The following is a 25,810-nucleotide window of genomic DNA, read 5'->3' on the forward strand; positions in this document are numbered from 1 at the left end:
CCCACGGGCCTATTTCACGCGCCCCTGGACGCCTTCGACCAGCCAGTCGATCTGCAGGATCTCGGCGTCGCCGAGCGCCTTGCCGGCAGGAATGCGAACCTTGCCCTCGTTGTCGCGCACGTCGGCCGAAGCGGCACGGAAGGGCTGCAGCTTGCCGTCGGCAATGTCCTTCTGGCGCGCCAGCACCTCGGCCTGCACGGTCTTGGGCACCGTGGGCCCGAAGTTGCCGACGCGGATCATCCCCTCCTTGACGCCGCCCCACACGTTGCCGCTCTTCCAGCTGCCGTCCAGCACGGCGCGGGCCCGCTGCGTGTAGTAGTCGCCCCAGAGGTGCTGCACGGCGACGATCTGCGCATCGGGCGCCACCTTGCTCATGTCGGAGTGGTAGCCGATGGCCATCTTGCCGCGCTCCTGCGCCGCCGCCATCACGGCGGTGGAGCCGGTGTGGAAGGCGATCACGTCCACGTCCTGGTTGAACAGGGTCATGGCGGCATCGCGCTCCTTGGGCGGGTTGAACCACTCGTTCAGCCACACCACCTTGACTTGCGCCTTCGGGTCGACCGAGCGCAGCCCCAAGGTGAAGGCGTTGATGCCCTGCAGCACCTCGGGGATCGGGAAGCCCGCCACGTAGCCCGCCACATGCGTCTTGCTCATGCGGCCGGCCGCCACGCCGGCCAGGTAGCGGCCCTCGTAGTAGCGCGCATTGGCGGTGGCCACGTTGGGCGCGGTCTTGTAGCCGGTGATGGATTCGAACTTCACGTCCGGAAAGTCGCGCGCCACCTTCAGCCCGGGCTCCATGTAGCCGAAGCTGGTGGTGAAGATCAGCTTGTTGCCTTGCATGGCCAGGTCGCGGAGCACGCGCTCGGCGTCCGGCCCTTCGGGCACGTTCTCGACGAAGCTGGTCTTGACCTTGTCGCCCAGCGCGGCGTCGACGGCCTTGCGGCCCTCGTCATGCTGGCGTGTCCAGCCCGCGGGCGTCACAGGCGTGACGTAGACGAAGCCGATCTTCAGCGGATCGGCGGCCTGCGCGGCGGTGGAAGAAAGAAGGGAAGAAGAAAGAAAAAAGCTGGTGGATGCCAACGCCAGAACAACGGCGCGGCCCACGAGGTTTTTATACATGGTAGTCCTCTACATGGCCCCGGACAAAGAAAAGGCGCTGCGGGGCAGCAGCGCCAAGCCTCGATTTTACCCGGTGCAGTGCAATAGCCCTGCTGGCAAGCGAGGAGTCCTTGCCATGGGCCCGCCATGCGATCAGATTGGAAGGGCAACAGGAAACCCAACGCCATGCCCGCCCTGCGCCAAGCGGCCGTCGCCGGCCTGTTCTATCCCGCCGAACCCATTGCGCTTCGCCGCCTGGTGACGCAGGAATTGGATGCGGCCGACACGCCGCCGGCACCCGCACCCAAGCTCCTGATCGTTCCGCATGCCGGCTACGCCTATTCCGGCCCGGTGGCGGCCAAGGCCTATGCCCTGCTGCGGCCGGACGGCGGTGCGCGCCCGGACATCGAGCGGGTGGTGCTGCTCGGCCCGGCCCATCGGCTGGCGGTGCGCGGCTTCGCCGCCCCGACAGTCCAGGCTTTTGTCACTCCGCTGGGCACGGTGCCGCTCGACACCGCAGCCCTGGCCGAACTCGAGCTGCTGCCGCAGATCGTGCGCAGCGACGAGCCGCACGCGCTGGAGCATTCGCTGGAGGTCCAGTTGCCCTTCCTGCAGACACTGCTGGGCGATGGCTTCGTGCTGGTGCCGCTGCTGGTGGGCGGTGCCACTGCCGAAGCGGTGGCACAGGTGCTGGATGTGCTCTGGGGCGACGCCAGCACGCTGATCGTGATCAGTTCGGACCTCTCGCACTACCTGCCTTATGCGCTGGCCCAGAACGTCGACCATGCCACCGCGGGGCGCATCCTGGCCTTCGACAGCGGACTCTCGTCGCACGAGGCCTGCGGGGCGGCCGCCATCAACGGCGCATTGCTGGCGGCGCGCCGCCATGGCCTGTCGCCGCGCCTCCTGGACCTGCGCAATTCCGGCGACACCGCAGGCGACACGGCGCGCGTGGTGGGCTACGGGGCCTTCGCCTTCACATGAACCCCCAGCAACAGCAACGGGTCGAAGCCCGGTGGTGGCACCGGCTGGAAGATGGCCGCATCCAGTGCGACCTGTGCCCGCGCGACTGCCGCCTGCATGAAGGCCAGCGCGGCCTGTGCTTCGTGCGCCAGCGCGTGGACGATGCCATGGTGCTCACCACCTACGGCCGCAGCTCGGGCTTTTGCATCGATCCGATCGAGAAGAAGCCCCTGAACCACTTCATGCCCGGCAGCAGCGTGCTGAGCTTCGGCACCGCCGGCTGCAACCTGGCCTGCAAGTTCTGCCAGAACTGGGACATCAGCAAGAGCCGCGAGATGGACCGGCTGGCCGACGCCGCCTCGCCCGAGCGCATCGCCCAGGCAGCGCGGGCGCGCGGCGCGGCCAGCGTGGCATTCACCTACAACGACCCGGTGATCTTTGCCGAGTACGCCATGGACTGCGCCGACGCCTGCCACGCGCTGGGCATCCACAGCGTGGCCGTCACCGCCGGCTACATGCATGCGGCGCCGCGGCGGGACTTCTACGCGAAGATGGACGCCGCCAACGTCGACCTGAAGGGCTTCACCGAGCAGTTCTACTTCCAGCAGACCGGAGCCCACCTGGCACCGGTGCTGGACACGCTCGCCTATCTGCATCACCAGACCGATTGCTGGCTGGAGATCACCAACCTGCTGATCCCGCAACACAACGACAGCGATACCGAGATCGATGCCATGACGCGCTGGATCGCAGACACGCTGGGGCTGGATGTACCGCTGCATTTCACCGCCTTCCACCCCGACTACAAGATGCTGGACGTGCCGCCGACGCCGGCCGCCACCCTGCGCCGCGCCCGTGCCATCGCCCTCGCCAACGGGCTGCACTACGTCTACACCGGCAACGTGCACGACGTGGAAGGCGGCACCACCTTCTGCCCGGGCTGCCGGGCGGCGCTGGTGCGGCGCGACTGGTACGAAGTGCTGCAGTGCGAACTGCGGGACGACGGCCGGTGCCCGCACTGCGGCACGGCAATCGCCGGGCGTTTTGGCGCCTTCAGGAGTGGATTCGGCCGGCGCCGGATCCCGGTCCGGCTGACGGCCTGATCCCTCAGTCGAGGTAGGGGCGGAACAGCGGCAGGACTTCGCGCAGGAAATCCGTTTCGCGCGGGTCGATGCTGCACGGCTCCAGGTCGAAGTGGATGAAGGTGCCCCAGGCCCTGCCGTCCTCGCCGGTGAGCACGCGCCCGTAGTAGGACTCGATCAGGCCGGCATGCGGCTTGTTGCGCAGCCGCGGATCGGTCGAGGCATGAGCAGTCATGAACTCGCCCTGCTCGATCGCGTACTGGCAGAAGCTGCGCTCCAGCGGCACGGCGGTCAGCCAGGTGCGGTACTCGCTGGTGCGGTCGAAAGCATGGACGGCGCGCATTTCGCCGCCGTTGAGCTTGTACAGGGCGGTGAAGCGATAGGGGGTTCGGTCATTGAGCAAGGCCAAGGCCGCGCTGACGCCATGTGTGTTCAGCGTGCTGCGCACGGCTTCGGTCTGCTGGGACAGGTCGAGGTCGAGCATGGGGCGCATTTTGGAGGCGTTCACCAAAGGCGTGGGACGCGTGAGGGCATTGGCGGCGCCCGCCTACCATCGCACCTGCAGGCGCACGCCCCAGGCCATCCGACGAGGATTGCGCTGTCCCTCGCCGCCGGCCCAGGCGCCGCGCTGCGGCGCCATCGGTCCGATCGGCGCCAGCGCGACTTGCGTCTGCACGCCAAAAAGCTTGTCGGTCAGTCCGTTGAGCGTGCCCAGCGGATCGGTGATCACCAGCGCCGTCTTGTCCAGGAAGTCGAGCTCGCCCTCCTTGGCCTTGATGCTCTCGCGCATCGGCGAGAACACGTACTCGCCGATCAGCCAGCCCGCCAGCGGCGTGATGACGAGGTCCTGATAGGACACCGGCTCGAACAAGGCCTCCGCGCCGAATTCGTAGATCACCGACAGCAGGGTCGAATAACCCAGCGACTGCCAACGCGAGAGGCCGCGCTCCCGGCCGCGGATGTAGTAGGCCGCGCCCCAGTAGGGATGCAGAACGTAGTTGACGAAGTAGTCGTCCTTGTCCCACTCGGGGTTGGTCACGTTGTCGCGCCACTTGCCGAGGCTGGCATCTTCGCGATCGAAGTTGGTTTGCGATTCCGGCAGCGCGTAGAGCACGGCGACGGTCGCGGCCTGGTAGCCGATGAAGTACCAGGTATCGCGCTTCAGGCCTTCCCAGTCGGGGGTGATGAGCGGTGGCTCGGGCGGAGCCACGCCTTCCGGCTCGGGATGGGCGCCGAGAACCGGCGCCGCCAGCCAGGGCGCGAGTGCGAGACCAAGGGTGAGAACGGCAGGGACGAAGCGGCTACGCGGCATCCGGCTTTCAATCGCGAAGTATGGACCTCGCACGCCGGGCCTGCAAAGGCTGCCCGCGGCTCCTCAGGCGAAGGCGTCGAAGGCTGCGTCCAGGCGCTCCCTGTAGGCCTTCTTGGCGGCCGCGTCGATGAAGCTGGCCTCGAAGCTGTTGGCCGCCAACTGCCAGGCATGGTGGGCCGTGAGGCCGGTGGCGGCAAAGGTCTGCAGCCAGTTCTCGTTCATGTAGCCGCCAAAGTAGGCCGGGTCGTCCGAGTTGATGGTGGCCACCAGGCCGGCATCCAGCAGCGCCTTGATGTTGTGCTGCGCCAGGTCGGGGAACACGCACAGCTTGAGGTTGGACAGCGGGCAGACGGTGAGCGGGATGCGCTCTTGCGCCAAGCGCTTCATCAGGGCCGGATCCTTGGCTGCCTGCACGCCGTGGTCGATGCGCTCGACCTTCAGCACGTCCAGTGCGCTCCATACATAAGCCGGCGGACCCTCCTCGCCCGCATGGGCCACGAGGTGCAAGCCGAGCTCGCGGCAGCGCGCGAAGACGCGCGCGAACTTCTCGGGTGGATGGCCGAGCTCGCTGGAATCGAGGCCGACGCCGATGAACCTGTCGCGAAAGGGCAGCGCCTCTTCCAGCGTGGCGAAGGCCTCTTCCTCGCTCAGGTGGCGCAGGAAGCACAGGATCAGCGAGGCGCTGACGCCCAGCTTGGCCTGCGCATCGACGCACGCGCGATGCAGGCCTTCGATCACCGTCTTCACCGGCACGCCGCGCGCCGTGTGCGTCTGCGGGTCGAAGAACATCTCGGTGTGCACCACGTTGTCGGCCTTGGCGCGCTCCAGGTAGGCCCAGGCCATGTCGTAGAAGTCCTGCTCCTTCAAGAGGACGCTGGCGCCGGCGTAGTAGATGTCCAGGAAGCTCTGCAGGTTGGTGAAGGCATAGGCCTGGCGCAGCGCTTCGACGCTGGCGTAGGGCATGCTCACGCCGTTGCGCTGGGCCAGGGCGAAGATCAGCTCGGGCTCCAGCGAGCCCTCGATGTGCATGTGCAGCTCGGCCTTGGGAATGGCGCGCAGCAGCTCGGGCAGGCGCTCGGGGGCGATGGTGGGAATGTTGCTCATGATCAGCAGACTCCGATGGTGATGCCGAGCCCTTTGAGGTATCGGCGATAGAAGGATGAGGCCTTGTCGGCCGCCGTGTGCAGTTCGGCCCGCAGGTCCAGCGGCAGGCTCCTGGGGCGCTGCGATTCGAGCACCGGCTTGTCCTGCAGGAAGATGGTGTCCTGGAACTCGCGCAGCTGCGCATCGCCGCGCGTCCAGTCGGCCGTGGCGAGGCGGAACCAGACGCGGCAGCGCTCGGCATCGATCGGGCAGATGAAGAGCGCGATGGCTTCGCGGTAGCCCTCGGCGCCCACGCTCTGCGCCTCGGGAATCTTCAGCAGCACGGCCGTGTAGGGCGCGGTGACTTCGTAGCTGTACTCCACGTGCGCGGGGCGGGTGGAGTTGATGCTGGCCTGCGGCTGCCAGGCCTTGCAGCCGGTGGCGAGCAGCCCGGTGGGCGTGGCCTGAACCTGGTAGTCATCGATGGCCGTCATCTCGCGCGCGCCCAGCCAGCCTTCGTGCACGAAGCCGAAATGCGACATGTCCAGGAAGTTCTCGATCAGGCGCGGCGCGCTGGTCGCCACATCGTAGGGGCCGCAGTTGAGCTTGCGCAGGCGCGCGTCGGATTCAGCCTCGAAGACCGGCAGTTCGCCCGCCTCTTCGCCATCCAGCCGCACCCAGATCAGGCCATGCGCCTCGCGCGCCGCAAAGGTGCGCGCTCGGTGCGTGGCGGGCGGCTTGAAGCCCGGCAGCGCCGGCACCTGCATGCATTGGCCGGCGGCGTCGAAGCGCCAGCCGTGGTAGGGGCACTCGAGCCGCGCGCCGCCCTCTTTCTCGCAAGGCACGACACGGCCCAGCGAAAGCTGCGCGCCGCGGTGCGGGCAGCGGTCCTGCCAGGCATGCGCCTGGCCCTGGGCATCGCGCCACAGCACCAGGTCTTCGCCCAGCAGGCGCGCCGGAGCCGGGGCTTCGGCCACGTCGACCGAGAGCGCCACCGGATGCCAAAGCTCTTTTTCAATCATGGGAAAATTCAAGAACAAATGGTGTGGTCGTGGTCACTCAGTTTGACAAATATTCACGCCGCTTTAACAGCTTTTTGTCGTCGACCATGGCTCTACCCCTCAGTAGAACCTCTCGAGCAGTGCCGTGCTGCAGGTGGGTTCGACCGCGTAGCCGAAATGCATGTACAGATGCGTCTGCGGCTTGCCTTCGTTCAACTGCAGAAGATGCATGCCCTCGCTGCTGGTGCAGGCCTGCGGAAACCCGTTGCCTGCGGCGCGATCGAGCAGGGCGCGCCCGGTGCCGGCTGGCATTCGCTCACCGGCCTTGAACACGAGCGCCCCGCCGATGAAAGGAGTGATCTCCGTCGCCTTCAGGGAGGGCAAGGCATAGGCCTTTACTGGCCGCCCATTCAATTCATCCGAGATTCCTGCCCTCGGTTTCCGCACTCCGAGAATTCGCAAGGAGACGCAACACTTTGCACCGGCGCCTTGCGCTTCGGCATCGCCATGCTGCGCAAGGACACGGTCGTTGCGGTTCAACCGCTCGGTTGTGTATATCGTTCTCGTGCCATCCGGCCGGACTTCGATCAATCCGGCAGGCTGCATGGCCGACGCCGCCGTGGCCGAGCCCCACAGCAGCACCGGCAGGAGGCATGCCTTAAGAGCCATTGTCAGACCAATGCGGAGGATCGCTGAGAAGCTTCTTGACGCCGTATGTCGCGCCCACGGCATGAAGGTCACGATCCGTCTTGATGAGTATCTCGGTTCTTGCTGCATTCTTTACCTTCTTGTTCTTCACGCCCGAAATCGTCATGTCGATGGCGCTTCGCTCCGTGTGGCGTGATGTCAGCGCAGGCGGATAAACGATGCCGTAGGCAGACATCATCTCTCGGGCAGCAGCCCTGGATTTCTCGGTCGAGCCGTGATCCCATTCAATGCTCACCCCAACCATGGGCGGCACATTCGCGGCGGCGATCGAGCCATTGGCGATAGCGGCGGAATAGTGCATGAGATACGCGCGCTCTTTGGGGCGATAAGTCGCAGTAATCCTCACCGTCCCACCCGCGGCCCGGATGGCTGCAATGAAGTCGTCTACGCCCCGCCTGAATATCGGCGCCAGATCGTTCGTGGAAGTTCCCGTTGGAAATCTCGAGACCCATTGCCGGCCGCTCATTTCATTTCGAGAAGATCCGCTTGCAGCGGATATGGGCGCAAGCCCGCTTCGAGGCCCTGTAGCCATGTCAATTTCCCCCTGAAGATGTTATTGGTGATGTGCACTTGCGAGGCGCAAGTGCGCCATCGGTGCAAATCCATCGTAGACCTCGAGGGGCGCTCGGCAATGACAACGGGCCATGCCTTGGGAGGCATGGCCCGTGAAACAGTTGGCTGTTTACGGGTTTACTTCTTGTCGCCGCCCGGCACCTTGCCTTCGACGCCCTTGACGTAGAAGTTGACGCCCGACAGGAACTTGTCGTCGGCCACGGCGCCGGCAGCCACCAGCTCCTTGCCGTCCTGGCCGACGATCGGGCCCTTCCAGATGGCGAAGCTGCCGTCCTTCAGGCCCTTCTTGACTTCCTCGACCTTGGTCTTGATCTCGGCCGGCACGTCCTCGGCGATCGAGACGATGTCGATGGCGCCTTCCTTCACGCCCCACCAGGTCTGGCCCGTCGCCCACTTGCCGTCCAGCGCGTCCTGCGTGGACTTGATGTAGTACGGCGCCCAGTTGATGGTGGCCGAGGCCAGGTGGGCCTTGGGGCCGTAGGCGGTCATGTCCGAATCCCAGCCGAAGGCGCGCTTGCCCTTCTCTTGCGCCGTCTTCAGCACGGCGGGCGAATCGGTGTTCTGGAACAGCACGTCGGCACCGCCGTTGATGAGGGCGGTGGCCGCTTCGGTTTCCTTGGGCGGGCTGAACCATTCGTTGACCCACACCACCTTGGTCGTGACCTTCGGATTGACCGACTGCGCGCCCATGGTGAAGCTGTTGATGTTGCGCAGCACCTCGGGGATCGGCACCGAGCCGACCACGCCCAGCACGTTGCTCTTGGTCATGGCGCCGGCGATCACGCCGGCCATGTAGGCGCCTTCGTAAGTGCGGCTGTCGTAGGTGCGCATGTTCTCGGCCGTCTTGTAGCCGGTGGCATGCTCGAACTTGACGTCCTTGTGGTCAGCCGCGACCTTGAGCATGGGCTCCATGTAGCCGAAGGTGGTGCCGAAGATCAGCTTGTTGCCCTGGCCGACCATGTCGCGGAACACGCGCTCGGCGTCCGCCGCCTCGGGCACGCCTTCGACAAAGGTGGTCTTGATCTTGTCGCCGAATTCCTTCTCGAGCGCCTTGCGGGCGTTGTCGTGGGCAAAGGTCCAGCCACCGTCGCCAACCGGGCCGATGTAGGCAAACGCGATGTTCAGCGGACCGGCCGCCGGCGCAGGCGCGGCGGGCGCCGGTGCAGCGGGGGTCGCCGCGGGCGCGGGCGCCTCTTCCTTCTTGCCGCAGCCGATCAGGGCCGCCGCGGCCGCCGCCGAAACGGTGGCCAGGAGCAGGGAACGCTTTTTCAGGTCAGTCATTGTCGAATCCTCTTGAAGGACAGGTTGGCGAAACAAATTGCAGCGCGAATTATGTGCCCCAAGGCCTCGGCTCACCGAGGCCTGCCCCCGAGGGGCGCGAGAAAGCTCGGGGCGGCCCGGCGCTTTCTCATGAGCCTGGATAGAAGGGCTTCCCGATCGAGGCCGGCATGTTCACCCGGATGAAGGTCGGGTTGCGCGAGATGATGGCCAGCACCACGATGGGCGCGATGTACTGCAGCATGCTCAGGAACTGGCTGGGCACGTCGACGCCCGTGCTTTGCAGGTGAAAGCCCAGCATCGAGACACCGCCGAACAGGTAGGCGCCCAGCAGCACGCGCACCGGGCGCCAGGTGGCAAAGGTGGTGAGCGCCAGCGCGATCCAGCCGCGGCCGGCCACCATGCCCTCTACCCACAACGGCGTGTAGACGGTCGACAGGTAGGCACCTGCCAGCCCGCACAGCGCGCCGCCGGCAATCACGGCCAAGAGGCGGATGCGCCGCACCGGGTAGCCCAGCGCATGCGCCGACTCGGGCGACTCGCCCACCGAGCGCAGCACCAGGCCGGAGCGGGTGCGGTAGAGGAACCAGATCAGCCCCACCGTGAGCAGCACTGCGAAATACACCATCGGGTGATGGCGGAACAGGGCCGGCCCCACCAGCGGGATGTCGCCCAGCACGGGAATCGCGTAGTTCACGCTTTCCGGCAGCTTGGCCTGCACGAAGCGGATGCCGGCAAAGGCCGAGAAGCCCACGCCGAACAGGCTCAGCGCCAGGCCGGTGGCGTACTGGTTGGTGTTGAGCCAGATCACCAGCACGCCGAAGAAGGCGGCGAGCAGCGCCCCCGCCGCCATGCCGGCGGCAAAGCCGAGCCAGGGGCTCTGCGTGGTGACCACCGTGGCGAAGCCGGCAATGGCCGCGCACAGCATGATGCCTTCGGCGCCCAGATTGACGATGCCGGCCTTCTCGTTGATGAGCAGGCCCAGCGCCGCGATGGCCAGCACCGTGCCGGCGCTCAGCGTGGAGCCGAGGAGGAGTGCGTAGGATTCCATATCAAGCTCCTGCCGGGCCGCTCCCAAGGGAGCTTGCAGCCCCCTCGGGGGGCAGAGAGGACACGAAGTGCCGAACGTGGGGGTTCATATCAGACGGCTCCCTCTGTAGCGCTGGCGGGTTGCGGCGCAGTGATGGGCGTGCTGGCTTGCAGCGACGATGTGCTCATCGCCCCGGACACGGGCTTGCGTGCCGCCTTGCGCTTGATGCGGTAGGCAATCAGCGTGTCGCAAGCCAGCAGCGTGAACAGCAGCAGGCCCTGGAACACCCCAGTGAGCGACTTGGGCAGGCCAAGCCGCGACTGCGCCAACTCGCCGCCGATGTAGAACATGCTCATCAGGATGGCCGAGAAGACCATGCCCACCGGGTGCAGCCGCCCGACAAAGGCCACGATGATGGCGGCGAAGCCGTAGCCGGCCGGCACGTAGGGGTTGAGCTGGCCGATCGGGCCCGCCACTTCCAGCGCGCCGGCCAGGCCCGCCGCGCCGCCCGAGGTGAGCAGCGCGATCCAGATGGCACGCCGCGCCGAGAAGCCGGCATAGCGCGCCGCCGCCGGCGCCAGCCCGCCCACCTGCTGGGCAAAGCCGGCCCGGGTGCGAAACAGGAAGACCCACAGCGCCCCCGCGCCGATCAGCGCGAGGATGAGCCCGATGCTGACGCGCGAGCCCTTCATCAGGCGCGGGATCTGCGTCACCGCCTCGAAGGTCTTGGTCTGCGGGAAGTTGTAGCCGGCCGGGTCTTTCAGGGGCCCGTAGACCATGTAGCCCAGAAGCAGCGTCGCCACGTACACCAGCATCAGGCTCACGAGAATCTCGCTGGCGTTGAAGCGGTCACGCAGCCACGCCACGATGCCCGCCCACACCATGCCGCCGGCGATGCCGGCCAGCAGGATGGCGGCGATGATCCAGCCGCCGGTGCTCTTGTCCGCCAGCAGTGCGACGCTGCCGGCCGTGATCGCCCCAAAGACGAACTGCCCTTCGGCGCCGATGTTCCACACGTTGGAGCGGAAGCACACGGCCAGGCCCAGCGCGATGATGAGCAGCGGCGTCGCCTTCACCATCAGCTCGCCGATGGCATAGCCGCTCTTGATCGGTTCCCAGAAGAAGACCAGCAGGCCCTTCACCGGGTCCTTGCCGAGGGCCATGAAGAGCAGCACGCCGATCAGCACCGTGACGGCCAGCGCCAGGATCGGCGAGCCGTAGCTCCAGAAGCGCGAAAGCTGCGGGCGCGGTTCAAGCTTGAGCATGGCTCACCTCCTCCTTGGCGGCGGCACTGCCGGCCGCCTTCTTGTCCCACAGGCCGCTCATCCATTCGCCGATCTGCGCCACGCTGGCGGCAGCACGCTCGATGGGTGGCGACATGCGGCCCTTGGCAATCACATGGAGGCGGTCGCTGATCTCGAACAGTTCGTCCAGCTCCTCGCTCACCACCAGCACGGCGCAGCCGGCATCGCGCATCGCCAGGATCTCGCCGCGGATCAAGGCGGCGGCCCCCACGTCCACGCCCCAGGTGGGCTGCGAGACGATAAAGACCTTGGGCGCCGCGTCGATCTCGCGGCCGACGATGAACTTCTGCAGATTGCCGCCCGACAGCGAACGCGCCGCCGAAGCCGGCCCGCCCGCCTTGACGTTGAAGCGCTGGATGATGGACGCGGCCTGCTTGTCCAGCGCGCCGGTGCGGATCCAGCCGCCCTTGCCCACCGATTCGCCGCGCGTCAGCAGAAGGTTGTGCGCCAGGCCCAGCGTCGGCACGGCCCCGCGACCGAGCCGCTCTTCCGGCACGAAGTGCAGGCCCAGGGCGCGCCGCTGGCGCGGATGCAGGCGCCCGGCGCTCCGGCCCAGCACCTCGATCATGGCGGGCTCGGCGCGCGTGTCTTCGCCCGAAAGCGCGTAGAGCAGTTCCTTCTGGCCATTGCCCGACACGCCGGCAATGCCCACCACCTCGCCGGCTCGCACATCGAGCGAGACATGGTCGAGGTCGACCCCGAACTGGTCCTCGCGCGGCAGGCTCAAGGCCTTGACGCGCAGCGCCACGGCGCCCGCGTGCATGGCCCGGTGCGTGAGCGGCGGCGGCTCGGCGCCGATCATCAGGCGCGACAGCGACTCGTTGCTTTCGTTCTGCGGATTGCACACGCCGGTGACCTTGCCGCCGCGCAGCACCGTGCAGGCGCTGCACAGTTCGCGGATCTCGTGCAGCTTGTGGCTGATGTACAGGATGCTGCAACCTTCGGAGGCCAGCTTCTTGAGCACCACGAAGAGCTTTTGCACCGCCTGCGGCGTCAGCACCGAGGTGGGCTCGTCCAGGATCAGGAGCTTGGGGTCGGTCAGCAGCGCGCGGATGATTTCCACGCGCTGCATCTCGCCCACCGACAGCGTGTGCACCGGGCGCGAAGGCTCGATGTCCAGCCCGTATTCGGCCGCCTTTTGCGTGATGCGGCGCGCGACCTCGGCCAGCGCCAGGTGCTTCTCCAGGCCCAGCCAGACGTTCTCGGCGACGGTCAGCGTGTCGAACAGGCTGAAATGCTGGAACACCATGCTGATGCCCAGCGCCCGCGCTTCCTGCGGATTGCGGATGGACACTGGCTGGCCGTTGAAATGCACGGTCCCCTCGTCCGGCTTCACCGAGCCGTAGATGATCTTCATCAGGGTCGATTTGCCGGCGCCGTTCTCGCCCAGCACGGCATGCGCTTCGCCGGGCTGGACGACCAGGGAGACATCGCTGTTCGCCACCACGGAGGGGTAGCGCTTGGTGATGCTGGAAAGTTGAAGTCTTGGTGTGGTCATGCGGGTCTCCCTCTTTTGATTCGAGAGGCTGTGTCCCGCTCAACCGCCGATGTAGACGAACTTGAACAGGAACACGGCCGCGATTATCCAGACCATCGCATGCACGTCCCGTGCCCGGCCGGTGGCGAGCTTGATCGCCGCGTAGGAAATGAAACCGAATGCCAGGCCATTGGCGATCGAGTAGGTGAAGGGCATCACCAGCGCGGTGATCACGGCCGGGATCACCTCGGTGGATTCGTTCCAGTCCAGCTCGGTCAGCTCGCGCAGCATCAGGCAGGCCACGTACAGCAATGCCGGTGCCGTCGCATAGGCCGGCACCGAGCCGGCCAGCGGCGAGATCACCAGGCAGGCCAGGAACAGCACGCCCACGGTGAGCGCGGTGAGGCCGGTGCGGCCGCCCGCCTGCACGCCGGCAGCGCTTTCCACGTAGGCGGTGGTGCTGGAGGTGCCGAGCAGCGAGCCGGCGAAGATGGCGCCGCTGTCGGCCAGCAGGGCCTTGTTCATGCGATGCATCTTGCCCTGCGTCAGCAGGCCGGCGCGCTTGGCCACGCCCATCAGCGTGCCGGTGGCGTCGAACAGCTCGACCAGGAAGAACACCAGGATCACGTTCAGGATGCCGCCCTTGAGCGCGCCCATGATGTCCAGCTGCAAGAAGGTGGGTGCGATCGACGGCGGGACCGACACCACGCCGTTGAACTGGTTGCCGCCGAAGAAGAAGGACAGCACCGTCACCAGCAGGATGCCGATCAGGATGGCGCCCGGCACCTTGAGCCGGTCCAGCGCCACGATGAGCAGAAAGCCGATCGAGAACAGCACCACCGGCGCCGTGTGCAGGTCGCCCAGGGTGACGAAGGTGGCTGGCGAGGCCGCCACCACGCCGGCGCTCTTCAGCGCGATCAGCGCCAGGAACATGCCGATGCCCACCGTGATCGCGATGCGCATCGAATGCGGTATGCCGTTGACGATCAGCTCCCGCAAGCCGGTGATCGTGACCAGCAGGAACAGGCAGCCCGAGACGAACACCGCGCCCAGCGCCACCTGCCAGGTGAAGCCCATCTGCCCCACCACCACGAAGGCGAAGTAGGCGTTGAGCCCCATGCCGGGCGCCAAGGCGATCGGGTAGTTGGCGTACAGGGCCATGATGCCCGTGCCCAGCGCGGCAATGAGGCAGGTGGCGACGAACACGGCCTCCTTGGGCATGCCGGCGGCGCTCAGGATGCTCGGGTTGACGAAGATGATGTAGGCCATCGTCAGGAAGGTGGTGATGCCGGCCACCACTTCGGTGCGCACGGTGGTGTTGTGCTCCCTGAGCTTGAACACCTTCTCGAGCCAACTCGCTTCTTCGTGATGGGCCGCGCCCTGCCCGGTGGCCCGGGGCAATTTTTCGGTCCTGTCCATTTGCTTGTCTCCGTCTCTTTTTGAATAAGCTGCGGCCGAGGGTTGGCCGCCGCTCTTGGGAATAAATCTAGGTGTCCGTGGCCGCGGCCGGTCGCAGCGAGGCGGCCACCGACTTGATGCGCTCGCGCAACCAGCGCGCCGAGGCCGAGGAATGTGTGCGCTCGTGCCACAGCTGGTAGTACACGAGGCGCGGCAGCTGGATCGGGCACTCGAGGATCTTCACCGGCAGCTTGCCGACGTAGCGCTCGCAGTACTGGCGGCCGGTGGTCAGCACCAGAAGGCTCGAGGCCACCATGTCCGGGATCAGGCCGAAGTGCGCGCAGCGCGCCGCGATGTTGCGTTGCAGCCCGAGGTCATCGAGCATCTGGTCGATGATTCCGCGCGCCCCGGGGTGCAGCGGCGTCGGCGCGATGTGGTCGACCGCGAGCCAGGTGTCGGCATCCCAGCCGCGCCGCGTGGCCGGATGGTCCTGGTTCACCAGCGACACCAGGTCGTCGTCGAACAGGCGGGCCATGTGCAGGTCGCCCGGGGGCTTGAGCCAATTGCCGACCACCACGTCGACCTGGCCCAGCGACAGGTGCGCGTGGTAGTCCGAGTCGGAAGTGAGCGGATGAATCTCGATGCGGGTCAGCGGCGCCTGGCTCTTGATCTGTGCCACCAGGAGGGGCAGGAACAGCGGATCGAGGTAGTCGCTGGCGGCAATGCGGAAGGTGCCGGTGGCGGTTTGCGGATCGAAGCCGCGCGCGTCGCTGAACAGCATCTCGGCCGAACGCAGGATGGCGGCCGCCGGCTCGATCATGCGCAGGCCCGCATCCGTGGGAACCATGCCCGTGCCCGAGCGCACCAGCAGCGGGTCGCCCGCCAGGTCGCGCAAGCGCTTGAGCGCCGCCGAAACTGCGGGTTGGTACATGCCCAGCCGGATGGCGGCACGCGAGACGCTGCGGTCGGTCAACACGGTGTGCAATACGCGGATGAGGTGAAGGTCGATCTTGTCGAAAAGCGCTTGTTCTCTCATATCTGCCCGCACAGGTTGTTCATACGCGGGGAGTTATACACAGCGCGCTTTCAAAGGTGGATTGCTCCTTCCCCCTCTGGGGCAGGGAGTCAGGCCCGCACGGCGGTGATGGCGTTCAAGATGGCTTCGCTGGTGGCCGGCGCGCGCAGCGGCGGGTCGGCCTTGTGGTCGCCCGCGGCCGACACGGCGTCGCGGATCGCGTAGAAGACCGAGAAGGGCAGCAGGAGCGGCGGCTCGCCCACCGCCTTGCTGCGGTGGATCGAATCTTCGTAGTTATCACCCTCGAACAACTGCACGTTGAACACCGGCGGGCAGTCGTTGGCCGTCGGGATCTTGTAGGTGCTGGGCGCATGGGTGGTGAGCAGGCCGCTCTTGGGATGCCAGACCAGCTCTTCGGTGGTGAGCCAGCCCATGCCCTGGATGAAGGCGCCTTCCACCTGGCCGATGTCCACCGCCGGGTTCAGCGAGCGGCCGGCGTCGTGCAGGATGTCGGCGCGCAAGAGCTTCCATTCGCCCGTCAGCGTGTCCACCACCACTTCGCTCACGGCGGCGCCGTAGGCGTAGTAGTAGAAGGGCCGGCCGGTCATGGTCTCGCGGTCCCAGCTGAGGCCCGGCGTGGCGTAGAAGCCGTCGGACCAGAGCTGCACGCGGTCCATGTAGGCCTCGCCCACCACGGTGGAGAAGTCCAGCGTGCGGCCGTTGACCACAACCCGGTCGTTGGCAAAGTGCACGTCTTCTGCCTTGCCGCCATGCCGCGCAGCGGCGCAGGCGGCCAGGCGCTCGCGGATCTGGCGCGCCGCGTCCTGCGCGGCCTTGCCGTTCAGGTCGGCGCCGGTCGATGCGGCAGTGGCCGAGGTGTTGGCCACCTTGCTGGTGTCGGTTGCCGTGGCGCGCACGCTCTCGAAGCGCACGCCCAGCTCATGCGCCACCACCTGCGCCACCTTGGTATTGAGGCCCTGCCCCATCTCGGTGCCGCCGTGGTTCACCAGGATCGAGCCGTCGGTGTAGACATGCACCAGCGCGCCGGCCTGGTTGAAGTGCTTGACGTTGAAGGAGATGCCGAACTTCAGCGGCGCCAGCGCGATGCCGCGCTTGAGCACCGGACTGCCCGCATTGAACTGCGCAATCGCTTCGCGGCGCGCGCGGTAGTCGCTGCTGGTCTCCAGCTGGCCCACCAGCTCGTGGATGATGTTGTCGCTCACCACCTGGCGGTAGGGCGTCACGTTGTTCTCGGTCTTGCCGTAGAAGTTGATGCGCCGTACGTCGAGCGGGTCGCGGCCCAGGTCGCGCGCGATCGAATCCAGGATGTTCTCGATGGCGATGGCGCCCTGCGGACCACCGAAGCCGCGAAAGGCGGTGTTGCTCTGCGTGTTGGTCTTGCCCGAGTAGCCGTGCATCGACACGTCCGGCAGCCAGTAGGCATTGTCGAAGTGGCACATGGCACGGGTCATCACCGGGCCCGACAGGTCGGCCGAATGGCCCGCGCGCGACACCATGGTGATCTCGGCGCCCAGCACGCGGCCCTCGTCGTCGTAGCCGACTTCGTACGCATACCAGAAGCAGTGGCGCCGGCCGGTGATGAGGAAGTCGTCGTCGCGGTCCAGCCGCAGCTTGACGGGGCGCTGCAGCTTGTGCGCCGCCACCGCCGCCACGCAGGCGAACAGGCCCGACTGCGATTCCTTGCCGCCGAAACCGCCGCCCATGCGGCGGCATTCCACCTGCACCTCGTTCGCGTGCAGGTGCAGGGCGTGCGCCACCAGGTGCTGCATCTCGCTGGGGTGCTGGGTCGAGCAGTGCACCAGCATCGCCCCGCCCTCCTTCGGGATGGCGTAGCTGATCTGGCCTTCCAGGTAGAACTGCTCCTGGCCGCCGACGTCGAAGGTGCTCTTCAGCCGGCGCGGCGCGCGCGCGATGGCCGCCTTGGCGCCGCCTTCGCTGGTGGCGCGCTCCAGGTGCATGGGCGGCAGCACGTACTGGCCTTTTTCATGCGCCTGCTGCGGCGTCAGCACCGGCGGTGCGGCCTCGATCGTGAGCGCTTCCTGGGCCCTGGCGGCCGCGCGGCGGGCCGCATCGCGGCTCTTCGCGATCACGGCAAACACCGGCTGGCCGATGTAGCGGATTTCGCCGTCGCACAGGATCGGGTCGTCGTGGACGATCGAGCCGCAGTCGTTGCTGCCGGGAATGTCCTTGGCCGTCAGCACGTCCACCACGCCGGGCATGGCACGGATGGCGTCGAGCGACATGCCGGTCAGCCGGCCGTTGGCCACTGGCGACAGGCCCAGTGCGCAATGCAGGGTGCCGGTCAGCTCGGGGATGTCGTCGATGTAGGTGGCCTCGCCCGCCACGTGCAGCGCGGCGGATTCGTGCGGGCGGCTGATGCCGACGCGCGCGCCCTGGGCGTGCGCCTTGGCTTCGGCGCCGGTGTCGATGCGCGCCGCGGTGTTCGTCAGGTAGTCGGCGAAGGCTTCGGCGTTCTGGAGCAGGCGGGGATCAATGGGCTTGTTCATCTTCAGGCTCCTTCGGCATCGGTAGCGGTGGCGGCAACGACGTGCGGCATCACGCTCCACACGCTGGTGGCCTCTTGCGGCAGCGCATCCTGGCCGCGCGTTTCCAGCCACAGGCGCGTGATCAGGTTCTGCGCCACCTGCAGCCGGTAGCCGGCCGATGCACGCATGTCACTCAGCGGGGTGAAATCCTCGGCCAATGCCTGGCGGGCCGCGTCCACGCTGGCCTGGGTCCACGGCTGGCCGACCAGCGCCGCCTCGGCCTTGGCCGCGCGCTTGACGGTGGCGGCCATGCCGCCGAAGGCCAGGCGCACTTCCTTCACCTTGTCATTGCCGTCCAGCGCGATGGAAAAGGCGCCGCACAGGGCCGAGATGTCGCAATCGAAGCGCTTGCTGATCTTGTAGGCGCGCACCCGGCGCGAAGCCACTGCGAGCGGCACGGCCACGGCCTGCACGAATTCGCCCGGCTCCAGCTGGTTCTTCATGTAGTCCAGGTAGAAGTCCGTCAGCGGCATGCGGCGCACCCGTTCGCCCTGGCGCAGCTCGATGTGCGCATCCAGCGCCATCAGCACCGGCGGCGAATCGCCGATGGGCGAGCCGTTGGCCACGTTGCCGCCCATGGTGCCGGCGTTGCGGATGGGCGGCGAGGCAAAGCGCAGCCAGACATCGGTCAGCCCTTCGAAGCGAGCCGCCAGCGCGGCCCACGCGGCTTCCAGCGAGGCGCCGGCGCCGATGTAGAGCTCGCGGCCCTGGGCGCCCTGGCGCTCGTCGATCACCTTCAGCGCGTCCACATCGCCCACGTAGATGATGTCGCCCAGGTCGCGGAACTGCTTGTTGACCCACAGGCCGACGTCGGTGGAGCCGGCCAGCAGCTGCGCGCGCGGCTTGGCCACGCGCAGGGCGGCCAGCTGGGCCAGCGTCTTGGGGGCGTGGAAATGGTCGGTGCGCGCGCCCAGCGCAGCGGTGTATTCGAAGGCAGCCTGGTCGGCCTTGAGGCCTTGCAGCGCAGCCACCACCGGCTGCGTATCGAGGCGCACCGCCGGCAGGTCGAACATGCGCTGGCCAGCGTCCAGGATGGGACGGTAGCCGGTGCAGCGGCACAGGTTGCCCGACAGCTCATCCGCCAGCTGCTGGCGGGTGGGCTGGGTGCCGCAAGCCTGGTGGTGCTCGTAGGTGGACCACAGCGACATCACGAAACCAGGGGTGCAGAAGCCGCACTGCGAACCATGGCAGTCGACCATGGCCTGCTGCACCGGGTGCAGCGGGGTCACCGGATGCTTGCCGTGATGGCCGTGCGCAGGTGCGCCAGTGGCGGCCGGGCCAGCCTGGCGCTTGAGGTCTTCCACGGTGAACAGCGCCTTGCCGTTCAGGGTCGGCAGAAACTGGATGCAGGCGTTGACCGTCTGCAGGTTCAGGCCGCCGACCGCGCCAGCCGCGCCGGGCGCCGCCAATTCGCCGATCACCACGGTGCAGGCGCCGCAGTCGCCCTCGTTGCAGCCTTCCTTGGTGCCGGTGCAGTGCGCGTCGTCGCGCAGCCAGTCGAGCACGGTGCGGGTGGGATGGACACCGCTGACGTCGACGATCTGCCCGCGGTGGTAGAAGCGGATGGGTTGGGTGCTGCTGGTGCTGCTCATGCTCGTGGGGCCAAGTGTTCATGGGCCCGGATTCGGGCCACCGTGGAAGGTAGTGCCTTGCGCCGGTCCGCGCATATGTTCGAAACCATAGGCGATATGTGGCGTGCCATATGGGTGACCCGGGGAAACCCGCAATCCAAAAGCAAATGTTGCGCCTAGGCGGCGAGCAGGACAAGTCGGCCCCGCCCGGACACGACTGTCTTCTTGCGCGCACACTGCCACTGCCGGTTGGTGCCCGCCGGCAACGATCACCCTCCCCCGATGAACATCGATCCCTTTGTCAGCGTCGACGACATGCCTTTTTCGGCGTCGATGGATCACGTCTTGCAGGCGCGCGGCACGCCGGCCGCGACCTGCCGCAATGGCGTGGGCCTCAACGAGCTCGACTACGGCGACGCCATCTACCGCTTCCAGGACTGCGGCAGGCTGGAGGAGATGACGATGCGGGCGCCGATGGTGCACATCGGCGGCATCGAGATGGCCTTTGGCGAACTGGCGGCCTTTGTCCGTGATCGCGATCCGTCGGCCTTCGAGAAGGCGGACTTCGTGATCAGCCCGCGCTTCGGCCTTGCCTTTGCGCCGGACTGCCCGCCATGGGTGACGGCGCTGGCCAGGCATTGCCTGGAAGCCTGGCGGGCCATCTGACCAGCGGCTAGTCCGCTCCTAGCCTGCGACGGTAACCCCGTTGCGCCCGAGCACTGCCAGAAGCTTCGGGATATCGGGCGGACCCACCGGAATCTCGCGGTCGACGGCGGTGAACATCTGGGAGGCCAACGCGTCCTGCCCGGTGATCTCGAGCATCTGGCCGCCGCCCTTGCCGTAGTGGAAGGTGTGCACCGTTCCGCGCTGCAAATGGACGAGTGTGCCGGGCTGGCACACGTAGGTGTGGCCGTCGCAGACGAACTCGATCTCGCCCGCGAGGACGTAGAAGGATTCGTCCCAGTCGTGGCTGTGCGGGGGCGGCCCCGTTCCCTCGTCACCCCGCTGGAAGGTGATTCCGTAGCTGTGCGCCGCAGCATTCGGCGCCAGCACCGTCACCTGCGTACCGACCACGTTCAGGGGAACTTCGCGCTGATCGGGCGTCAAGACAAAGTACGGGGTGGTCATACGCCATTCCTCCGAAGTGGGAGCGCAATTTTGCGCGCCCCACCTGGAGGGCACAAGCCGTCACCGCCCGCCGGACTGGACTGCAGGAACCCCCACATTCACGACGACCGGCGTCCCCTTGAAAACGATGACGCGCTGCGTTCCGGCGCCCGCAGCCATGTCAGCAGGACTGGCTGCCTCGACCGCCGCAGCCGCAACCGGAGCCGCAGCGCTCGCCGCTGCCGGCCTGGAACGCGTCATCGGCACGCAGAGCGCGTTGCCATCGCAGGCAGACGAGCCTTGCGGTGCCTCATGGGTGGTCGCCGCTTGCATGGCCTGCGGCGGCGGCGTCCACGCCCTCCTCGTCAAGGATGCGGGCGGCGGCACGGCCGTGGCCGTTGCAGGCCGTTCAGGAGAAGCAGCGACTTGCTGTCGCGGCAACGGGGTCAAGGCGGCGCGCGGCATCTCCGGCACGAGGTCGTCCTTGGCCTGCGGATCGGCTTGCATTGCCTTTTCATGCGCTTGCGCCGTGTTCGTTGCCCCCTGCGGGGCGACGAGGGCTGGCGGAGGCGATTTGGGCGATGGCGCCGCGATGTCGACCACCAGCTTGGCAATGGCCGCGGCCATGTCGCTGCTGGATGCTGCCGCCGGGCGGTTCCAGTACCAGGCGCCGAAAGCGCCCAACAGCATCGTGATCACGATCCCCAGTCGCACGATGGCCAAGCCGTTGTCTGCGCCGGTTTCGGCGCGCAGAGGTGCTTCTGCCAAGCGTTGTCGCGCTGGCGAGGGTGGTGGCTCGGGCACCCCTGGTTCGACCGGCCGCGAGGCGGTCCGCGCCTCGTCGGGCTCATCCAGGATATGAAAGACGGTCGAGCCCGACACGACGCCCGAGAACTTGCCGCCGCAGCATTGGCAGTGCCTGGCGCCGTCGCGGTTGGGTGAATGACATGCGCCGCAGAACTTCGTCATTGCAGTGCCTGCGCGGCAGGGGCGAAATGCACGACGAGAAAACGATGAATGCCACGGCGGTAGTCGGCGAACCGGCCGCAAAGCGCCATGGCCACGGCATGGCCCGTCGCCCACCAATCGACCGTTGGCTTGCGCGGCGGGATGGCCCGCACGGCCTTGCCACCGGGACACGCACTCACGCTTGCGCTTGCATAGAACGCAGGCAGCTTGTAGGCGCAGCATTTGCACAAGCGTGCCGAATCCCTGTTGATGGTGTTGCAGACTTCGCAGACCTGCGCATGCGCGCTGCCCATGCGCAACCTCGCAAGATCGATCAGATTGCCATATGCGTGGCCCGAGGATTCGTGCGCCGGCGCGGGATAGGTGACAGTAGCCATGGACGCTCTCCTGTGTTCGCCGGAAGGTTCGGAAATGGAACCTTCACCACCAGGATTCCGTTGTCTTACTGCGGGCCGCAGGCCCCTGTAGGACTTCGGCTGATGTCCCTGTCCCGGGCCGAAAAAGACGGTCGGATTGACGCTATTGCGCAACGCCTTCGCACTGCTTCAGGCGTCGAAGTAGAGCTGGAACTCCCATGGGTGCGGGCGCAGCCTCACGGGATCGACCTCGTGCTTCCACTTGTATTCCAGCCAGGTCTCGATGACGTCCCTGGTGAACACATCACCGCGCAACAGGAAGTCATGGTCCTTCTCCAGCGCGCGCAGCGATTCGTCGAGCGATCCGGGCACCTTCGGGATGCGCTCGGCTTCTTCAGGGGGCAGCTCGTAGATGTTCTTGTCGAGCGGCGGGCCCGGGTCGATCTTGCCGGCGATTCCATCCAGGCCCGCCATCAGCATCGCTGCGAATGCGAGGTAGGCATTGGCCGTCGGGTCCGGACAGCGGAACTCGACACGCTTGGCGTTCGGCGAATCCGAATACATCGGAATGCGGGCTGCGGCCGAGCGGTTTCGCTGCGACATCGCCAGGTTCACCGGCGCCTCGTAGCCCGGCACCAGCCGCCGGTAGGAGTTGGTGGTCGGCGCGCAGAAGGCCATCAGCGCGTGCGCATGCTGGAGCAACCCGCCGATGTAGAAGCGGCACAGCTGCGACGTCAACGCCCAGCCCTTGGCGTCGTAGAAAAGATTGCGCTTGTCGCTCCACAGGCTCTGGTGGCAGTGCATGCCGCTCGCGTTATCGGCGAAGAGCGGCTTGGGCATGAAAGTGGCAACCTTGCCGTGCCGGCGCGCGATGTTCTTGACGAAGTACTTGTAGACCATCACGTTGTCGGCCATCCGAACCAGCGGCGCGAACTTCATGTCGATCTCGTTCTGGCCCGCGGTCGACACCTCGTGGTGGTGCACCTCGACCTGCACACCCGCGTTCATCAGCCCCAGCACGATCTCCGAGCGGATGTCCTGCAGCGTGTCGTGCGGTGGCACCGGGAAATAGCCTTCCTTGTAGCGCGGCTTGTACCCGAGGTTGCCGCCCCCGAAAGCGCCTTCGTCCCGGCCGCAGTTCCATGCGCCCTCGGCCGAATCGACGTAGTAGTAGCCGCAGTGCGCGTTCTGCTCGAAGCGGATCGAGTCGAAGATGAAAAACTCGAGCTCCGGGCCGAAGTAGCAGGTCTGCGCGATCCCGCTGTCCTTCAAGTGACGCTCGGCCTTGCGGGCGACGAAGCGCGGATCGCGCGAGTAGGGCCCCTTCAATACCGGGTCGATCACGTTGCAGGTCATCGACAACGTCGGGGTCTCGCACATCGGGTCGATGAATGCGGTGGCCGGGTCCGGCTGCAGCAGCATGTCCGACTCGTGGATCTCCTGGAAGCCGCGGATCGAGGAGCCGTCGAATCCGATGCCCTCGTCGAACAGCGCGTCATTCAGTTCCGGCAGCCCGATCGAGAAGTGCTGCCACAGTCCGGGCAGGTCGGTGAACTTGAGGTCGACGATCTGGATGCCGTGCTCCCGCACGAGGCCGATCACCTCCTTCGCGTTCTTGGGCGGATTCACCCGGTAGGCGCCGGGCTCGAACTGGGCGATCGCATGCTTTTTTTGCTCGTTTGCCATGGTCCTCTCCTGCCCGCTCGCGGCGGTAGGTCTGCCGAGCAGGTTCGACCGGGCGTCCGGCGCTGAAGTTCCGGCAGTCAGGGCCGCACCACGGACGATGTCCGTGCGGGCCGCATCCGCCTGAAGACGCCGACAAGGCGCTGCCCGGCGTCGACGCCGCGGCATGCCAGGACGGCGACTGCGCCGGTCACGGCCAGCATCGACGCGGTGTGGACACCGACGGCCGCGATCGCCAGCGCCAGCGGTCCCGATGCCAGGGCGGACGAATCCCCCGCGCAAAGCGGGATCAAGGCCGGCACCAGCATCAAGCCGGCGCCGTGCGCGCTGGACATCATGAAGGACCAGAGCGCCAGCCCGGCATGCCCCGCGCAGGCGCGCGCCGACCTGGGCGTGCGACCCGCAAGATGCGCCACCGCAAGCAGCACCAGCAAAGCGCCCGCCAGGGCCTGCAGCACGACGCGGTCCATGGCCAGGCCCCAAGCCACTGCGCCAGCCACGAGCGCGACCGAGGCGGCGTGCCCGGCCGCGATCGGCAACAGGGCCCGTAGCGCCAGCCTGCGGTCGTGCGAACGTACGCTCCAGGCGGCTGCGAGCATCCAGCCGGTGGCGGGGTTCAGCCCATGGAGGGCACCAACCCCCGCCAGCACCAGCCAGGGCCAAAGGCTTGTCGCCATGATGACGCGCGCACCGGCTTCAACGGACTGCGCTTCAGACCTGCGATTCGGAGGCCTGGCAACAAGCGCCGCCTGCCGATGCCGCCTTCACCGGCGCGGCCGGTGCGTAGCGATCGTGATGGCGCACCCAATCCATCGGGTAGGCCGCGTTGTGCTCGTCGCGGCCCTTGGGCGTGAGGTCCAGCAGGTCGTAGGTGCCCATCATCACTTCCACCCCGCGGCCATAGGTCGAATAGGTGTGGAACACCGTGCCCGCGTCGTCCTTGTAGAACACGCTGACGCCGGGCGCCTCGTCGCTGGGAAAGGCCTGCACCTGGTAGTTGTAGGGCACGGCACCGTCCGCCACCTGCTCGGGCGTGAAGCTGACGCCGAAGTCGTGGTTGAAGTCGCTGCCATGCGAGGACACCCACTTGAACTGCCAGCCCATGCGCTGGCGAAAGCGCTCGATGTCGGCCAGCGGCGCGCGCGACACCGCCACGAAGCTGACGTCTCGCTGCGCCAGGTGCAGCGCCATGCCGGCCACGTGATCGGCCATGAAGGAGCAGCTCGGGCAGCCCTGCTCCCATCCGGGCCCGAACATGAAGTGCTGCACCATCAGCTGGTGGCGGCCCTGGAACAGGTCGGCGAGCGAGCGCCGGCCTTCGGGCGCGTCGAACACGTAGTTCTTCCGGATGTGCACCCACGGCAGGGCGCGGCGCTCGCGGGCAATCTGATCGCGCAAGCGCGTCAGCTCCTTCTCGTGGGCCAGCAGCGTCTTGCGCGCCGCCAGCCAGCGGTCCGGCGCAACGACGGGATGCGCGGACGCGCTGCTTTCCTTTTGGGCGATGGCGGTGTTCATGGGCTGCTCCTCACGATCCGGCGGCAGCCTTGGGACGCCGAACCGCGCGCACCTTGCCGCTCGGTCCACCGCCGCAATAGAAGAGATCGGCGCCGTCCGATTCGAGCCCGCTGACGCCGACGCCGGCCGGCATCGCAAGCCGCTCGAGCACGGCGCCGCTTTCGGGGTCGATGTGGCGCAGCTCGCTTTCGTCGCCTTCCCAAGTGCCGTGCCAGAGCTCGCCGTCGACCCAGGTCACGCCGGTGACGAAACGGTTGGATTCGATGGTGCGCTTGACCGCGCCGGTCTCGGGGTCGACCTGGTGGATCTTGCGATCGCGGTACTGCCCCACCCACAGGCTGCCTTCGGCCCAGGTCAGCCCGGAGTCCGCGCCTTTGCCGGGCGCGGGGATCGATGCCAGCACCTTGCCAGTGGCCGGGTCGATCTTGTCGATGCGCGCTTCGGCGATCTGGTAGAGGTAGGTGCCGTCGAAGGCGGTGCCGGCATCGCCGGCGCAGGCCAGGGTGTCGGTGGGCTCGCCGCTCGCCGGATCGAAGGCCAGCAGCCGGGCGCCGGTGGCCGCCCAGACGCGGCGGCCGTCGTGGGTGACGCCATGGATGGTGTCGGCGCCGGCGAAGGGACCGTACTCGCGCACGATCTCGGCCGCGCGCGCCGGCGCCTCGGTTCTGTCTTCTCGCTGATTGCTTTCGCGGCTCATCATGGGCTCCTTCTTTGCTGTTG

At 67.1% G+C, this 25,810-nt stretch carries 25 protein-coding genes; 3 read left to right on the plus strand and 22 right to left on the minus strand.

The features are described from left to right. Nucleotides 1-9: 9 nt before the first annotated feature. Nucleotides 10-1,119, minus strand: coding sequence for a BMP family ABC transporter substrate-binding protein (locus tag ACIPRI_RS24075; protein ID WP_446624025.1), 1,110 nt, complete (start codon nucleotides 1,117-1,119; stop codon nucleotides 10-12). 165 nt (nucleotides 1,120-1,284) lie between these two features. Between ACIPRI_RS24075 and amrB the strand changes: the two genes are divergently transcribed. After that, complete coding sequence (amrB, locus tag ACIPRI_RS24080; RefSeq protein WP_446624026.1) at nucleotides 1,285-2,082, plus strand: AmmeMemoRadiSam system protein B; 798 nt, start codon at nucleotides 1,285-1,287, stop codon at nucleotides 2,080-2,082. Further along, nucleotides 2,079-3,164, plus strand: coding sequence for an AmmeMemoRadiSam system radical SAM enzyme (gene amrS / locus ACIPRI_RS24085; protein WP_446624027.1), 1,086 nt, complete (start codon nucleotides 2,079-2,081; stop codon nucleotides 3,162-3,164). The genes amrB and amrS overlap by 4 nt, the downstream gene beginning before the upstream one ends. A 4-nt stretch (nucleotides 3,165-3,168) precedes the next feature. Here the strand turns inward: amrS and ACIPRI_RS24090 are convergent, their stop codons facing one another. From ACIPRI_RS24090 to xdhA, 14 genes are all read right to left on the minus strand, one after another. Next, on the minus strand, nucleotides 3,169-3,627 hold the full coding sequence (locus tag ACIPRI_RS24090) for a hypothetical protein (RefSeq protein ID WP_446624028.1): 459 nt from the start codon (nucleotides 3,625-3,627) through the stop codon (nucleotides 3,169-3,171). Between the two features lie 63 nt (nucleotides 3,628-3,690). Then, the gene (locus ACIPRI_RS24095; RefSeq protein ID WP_446624029.1) at nucleotides 3,691-4,455 is read right to left on the minus strand and encodes a DUF3943 domain-containing protein; all 765 of its coding nucleotides are present in this window, start codon (nucleotides 4,453-4,455) and stop codon (nucleotides 3,691-3,693) included. Between the two features lie 63 nt (nucleotides 4,456-4,518). Next, a complete protein-coding gene (locus tag ACIPRI_RS24100; RefSeq protein ID WP_446624030.1) occupies nucleotides 4,519-5,559 on the minus strand; it encodes an adenosine deaminase in 1,041 nt (346 codons plus the stop codon). Between the two features lie 2 nt (nucleotides 5,560-5,561). Continuing rightward, nucleotides 5,562-6,560, minus strand: a complete 999-nt coding sequence (locus tag ACIPRI_RS24105; RefSeq protein ID WP_446624031.1) for an aromatic ring-hydroxylating dioxygenase subunit alpha — start codon at nucleotides 6,558-6,560, stop codon at nucleotides 5,562-5,564. Nucleotides 6,561-6,659: 99 nt separating this feature from the next. Further along, a complete protein-coding gene (locus ACIPRI_RS24110) occupies nucleotides 6,660-7,208 on the minus strand; it encodes a hypothetical protein (RefSeq protein WP_446624032.1) in 549 nt (182 codons plus the stop codon). Next, the gene (locus ACIPRI_RS24115) at nucleotides 7,198-7,548 is read right to left on the minus strand and encodes a hypothetical protein (RefSeq protein WP_446624033.1); all 351 of its coding nucleotides are present in this window, start codon (nucleotides 7,546-7,548) and stop codon (nucleotides 7,198-7,200) included. Before ACIPRI_RS24115 ends, ACIPRI_RS24110 begins: the two co-directional genes overlap by 11 nt. A gap of 389 nt (nucleotides 7,549-7,937) precedes the next feature. Next, a complete protein-coding gene (locus ACIPRI_RS24120; RefSeq protein ID WP_446624034.1) occupies nucleotides 7,938-9,101 on the minus strand; it encodes a BMP family ABC transporter substrate-binding protein in 1,164 nt (387 codons plus the stop codon). Nucleotides 9,102-9,228: 127 nt separating this feature from the next. Next, nucleotides 9,229-10,149 (minus strand): ABC transporter permease, encoded by a 921-nt coding sequence (locus ACIPRI_RS24125; RefSeq protein WP_446624035.1) that lies wholly within the window; start codon nucleotides 10,147-10,149, stop codon nucleotides 9,229-9,231. Between the two features lie 89 nt (nucleotides 10,150-10,238). Next, on the minus strand, nucleotides 10,239-11,393 hold the full coding sequence (locus tag ACIPRI_RS24130; RefSeq protein ID WP_446624036.1) for an ABC transporter permease: 1,155 nt from the start codon (nucleotides 11,391-11,393) through the stop codon (nucleotides 10,239-10,241). Further along, nucleotides 11,380-12,930 (minus strand): ABC transporter ATP-binding protein, encoded by a 1,551-nt coding sequence (locus tag ACIPRI_RS24135; protein WP_446624037.1) that lies wholly within the window; start codon nucleotides 12,928-12,930, stop codon nucleotides 11,380-11,382. Before ACIPRI_RS24135 ends, ACIPRI_RS24130 begins: the two co-directional genes overlap by 14 nt. 39 nt (nucleotides 12,931-12,969) lie before the next feature. Then, a complete protein-coding gene (locus ACIPRI_RS24140; RefSeq protein WP_446624038.1) occupies nucleotides 12,970-14,328 on the minus strand; it encodes an NCS2 family permease in 1,359 nt (452 codons plus the stop codon). 67 nt (nucleotides 14,329-14,395) lie between these two features. Next, nucleotides 14,396-15,343 (minus strand): LysR family transcriptional regulator, encoded by a 948-nt coding sequence (locus ACIPRI_RS24145; protein WP_446624039.1) that lies wholly within the window; start codon nucleotides 15,341-15,343, stop codon nucleotides 14,396-14,398. An 89-nt stretch (nucleotides 15,344-15,432) separates the two neighbouring features. Next, nucleotides 15,433-17,850 carry a xanthine dehydrogenase molybdopterin binding subunit gene (gene xdhB, locus ACIPRI_RS24150; RefSeq protein WP_446624040.1) on the minus strand — a complete coding sequence of 806 codons (2,418 nt, stop codon included), beginning with the start codon at nucleotides 17,848-17,850 and terminating at the stop codon, nucleotides 15,433-15,435. 2 nt (nucleotides 17,851-17,852) lie between these two features. Beyond that, entirely contained in the window at nucleotides 17,853-19,481 is a 1,629-nt protein-coding gene (xdhA, locus tag ACIPRI_RS24155) for a xanthine dehydrogenase small subunit (protein ID WP_446624041.1), read from the minus strand. A 261-nt stretch (nucleotides 19,482-19,742) separates the two neighbouring features. On the opposite strand from xdhA, the gene ACIPRI_RS24160 reads away from it, so the two are divergent. Then, entirely contained in the window at nucleotides 19,743-20,126 is a 384-nt protein-coding gene (locus ACIPRI_RS24160) for a hypothetical protein (protein WP_446624042.1), read from the plus strand. An 18-nt stretch (nucleotides 20,127-20,144) separates the two neighbouring features. Here ACIPRI_RS24160 and ACIPRI_RS24165 read toward each other — a convergent pair whose 3' ends face one another. The 7 genes from ACIPRI_RS24165 to ACIPRI_RS24195 all read right to left on the minus strand — a co-directional run bounded on the left by ACIPRI_RS24165 (nucleotide 20,145) and on the right by ACIPRI_RS24195 (nucleotide 25,790). Continuing rightward, nucleotides 20,145-20,588: a cupin domain-containing protein gene (locus tag ACIPRI_RS24165; protein ID WP_446624043.1), complete on the minus strand. Its 444-nt coding sequence runs from the start codon at nucleotides 20,586-20,588 to the stop codon at nucleotides 20,145-20,147. Between the two features lie 60 nt (nucleotides 20,589-20,648). Then, nucleotides 20,649-21,536 carry a hypothetical protein gene (locus tag ACIPRI_RS24170; RefSeq protein WP_446624044.1) on the minus strand — a complete coding sequence of 296 codons (888 nt, stop codon included), beginning with the start codon at nucleotides 21,534-21,536 and terminating at the stop codon, nucleotides 20,649-20,651. After that, nucleotides 21,533-21,913 carry a hypothetical protein gene (locus tag ACIPRI_RS24175; RefSeq protein WP_446624045.1) on the minus strand — a complete coding sequence of 127 codons (381 nt, stop codon included), beginning with the start codon at nucleotides 21,911-21,913 and terminating at the stop codon, nucleotides 21,533-21,535. The genes ACIPRI_RS24170 and ACIPRI_RS24175 overlap by 4 nt, the downstream gene beginning before the upstream one ends. 168 nt (nucleotides 21,914-22,081) lie before the next feature. After that, the gene (gene glnA / locus ACIPRI_RS24180) at nucleotides 22,082-23,578 is read right to left on the minus strand and encodes a type I glutamate--ammonia ligase (protein ID WP_446624046.1); all 1,497 of its coding nucleotides are present in this window, start codon (nucleotides 23,576-23,578) and stop codon (nucleotides 22,082-22,084) included. A 77-nt stretch (nucleotides 23,579-23,655) separates the two neighbouring features. Next, nucleotides 23,656-24,252: a hypothetical protein gene (locus ACIPRI_RS24185; protein WP_446624047.1), complete on the minus strand. Its 597-nt coding sequence runs from the start codon at nucleotides 24,250-24,252 to the stop codon at nucleotides 23,656-23,658. A 34-nt stretch (nucleotides 24,253-24,286) separates the two neighbouring features. Continuing rightward, complete coding sequence (locus tag ACIPRI_RS24190; protein ID WP_446624048.1) at nucleotides 24,287-25,090, minus strand: DUF899 domain-containing protein; 804 nt, start codon at nucleotides 25,088-25,090, stop codon at nucleotides 24,287-24,289. 10 nt (nucleotides 25,091-25,100) lie between these two features. Further along, entirely contained in the window at nucleotides 25,101-25,790 is a 690-nt protein-coding gene (locus ACIPRI_RS24195) for a Vgb family protein (protein ID WP_446624049.1), read from the minus strand. Nucleotides 25,791-25,810: the final 20 nt, after the last annotated feature.

This window comes from Variovorax sp. LARHSF232 (assembly GCF_052871435.1).

Coding starts and splice junctions, on each gene's coding strand:
- ACIPRI_RS24075 (WP_446624025.1), bottom strand. CDS start 1,119: ATGTATAAAAACCTCGTGGGCCGCGCCGTTGTTCTGGCGTTGGCATCC.
- amrB (WP_446624026.1), top strand. CDS start 1,285: ATGCCCGCCCTGCGCCAAGCGGCCGTCGCCGGCCTGTTCTATCCCGCC.
- amrS (WP_446624027.1), top strand. CDS start 2,079: ATGAACCCCCAGCAACAGCAACGGGTCGAAGCCCGGTGGTGGCACCGG.
- ACIPRI_RS24090 (WP_446624028.1), bottom strand. CDS start 3,627: ATGCTCGACCTCGACCTGTCCCAGCAGACCGAAGCCGTGCGCAGCACG.
- ACIPRI_RS24095 (WP_446624029.1), bottom strand. CDS start 4,455: ATGCCGCGTAGCCGCTTCGTCCCTGCCGTTCTCACCCTTGGTCTCGCA.
- ACIPRI_RS24100 (WP_446624030.1), bottom strand. CDS start 5,559: ATGAGCAACATTCCCACCATCGCCCCCGAGCGCCTGCCCGAGCTGCTG.
- ACIPRI_RS24105 (WP_446624031.1), bottom strand. CDS start 6,560: ATGATTGAAAAAGAGCTTTGGCATCCGGTGGCGCTCTCGGTCGACGTG.
- ACIPRI_RS24110 (WP_446624032.1), bottom strand. CDS start 7,208: ATGGCTCTTAAGGCATGCCTCCTGCCGGTGCTGCTGTGGGGCTCGGCC.
- ACIPRI_RS24115 (WP_446624033.1), bottom strand. CDS start 7,548: ATGCACTATTCCGCCGCTATCGCCAATGGCTCGATCGCCGCCGCGAAT.
- ACIPRI_RS24120 (WP_446624034.1), bottom strand. CDS start 9,101: ATGACTGACCTGAAAAAGCGTTCCCTGCTCCTGGCCACCGTTTCGGCG.
- ACIPRI_RS24125 (WP_446624035.1), bottom strand. CDS start 10,149: ATGGAATCCTACGCACTCCTCCTCGGCTCCACGCTGAGCGCCGGCACG.
- ACIPRI_RS24130 (WP_446624036.1), bottom strand. CDS start 11,393: ATGCTCAAGCTTGAACCGCGCCCGCAGCTTTCGCGCTTCTGGAGCTAC.
- ACIPRI_RS24135 (WP_446624037.1), bottom strand. CDS start 12,930: ATGACCACACCAAGACTTCAACTTTCCAGCATCACCAAGCGCTACCCC.
- ACIPRI_RS24140 (WP_446624038.1), bottom strand. CDS start 14,328: ATGGACAGGACCGAAAAATTGCCCCGGGCCACCGGGCAGGGCGCGGCC.
- ACIPRI_RS24145 (WP_446624039.1), bottom strand. CDS start 15,343: ATGAGAGAACAAGCGCTTTTCGACAAGATCGACCTTCACCTCATCCGC.
- xdhB (WP_446624040.1), bottom strand. CDS start 17,850: ATGAACAAGCCCATTGATCCCCGCCTGCTCCAGAACGCCGAAGCCTTC.
- xdhA (WP_446624041.1), bottom strand. CDS start 19,481: ATGAGCAGCACCAGCAGCACCCAACCCATCCGCTTCTACCACCGCGGG.
- ACIPRI_RS24160 (WP_446624042.1), top strand. CDS start 19,743: ATGAACATCGATCCCTTTGTCAGCGTCGACGACATGCCTTTTTCGGCG.
- ACIPRI_RS24165 (WP_446624043.1), bottom strand. CDS start 20,588: ATGACCACCCCGTACTTTGTCTTGACGCCCGATCAGCGCGAAGTTCCC.
- ACIPRI_RS24170 (WP_446624044.1), bottom strand. CDS start 21,536: ATGACGAAGTTCTGCGGCGCATGTCATTCACCCAACCGCGACGGCGCC.
- ACIPRI_RS24175 (WP_446624045.1), bottom strand. CDS start 21,913: ATGGCTACTGTCACCTATCCCGCGCCGGCGCACGAATCCTCGGGCCAC.
- glnA (WP_446624046.1), bottom strand. CDS start 23,578: ATGGCAAACGAGCAAAAAAAGCATGCGATCGCCCAGTTCGAGCCCGGC.
- ACIPRI_RS24185 (WP_446624047.1), bottom strand. CDS start 24,252: ATGGCGACAAGCCTTTGGCCCTGGCTGGTGCTGGCGGGGGTTGGTGCC.
- ACIPRI_RS24190 (WP_446624048.1), bottom strand. CDS start 25,090: ATGAACACCGCCATCGCCCAAAAGGAAAGCAGCGCGTCCGCGCATCCC.
- ACIPRI_RS24195 (WP_446624049.1), bottom strand. CDS start 25,790: ATGATGAGCCGCGAAAGCAATCAGCGAGAAGACAGAACCGAGGCGCCG.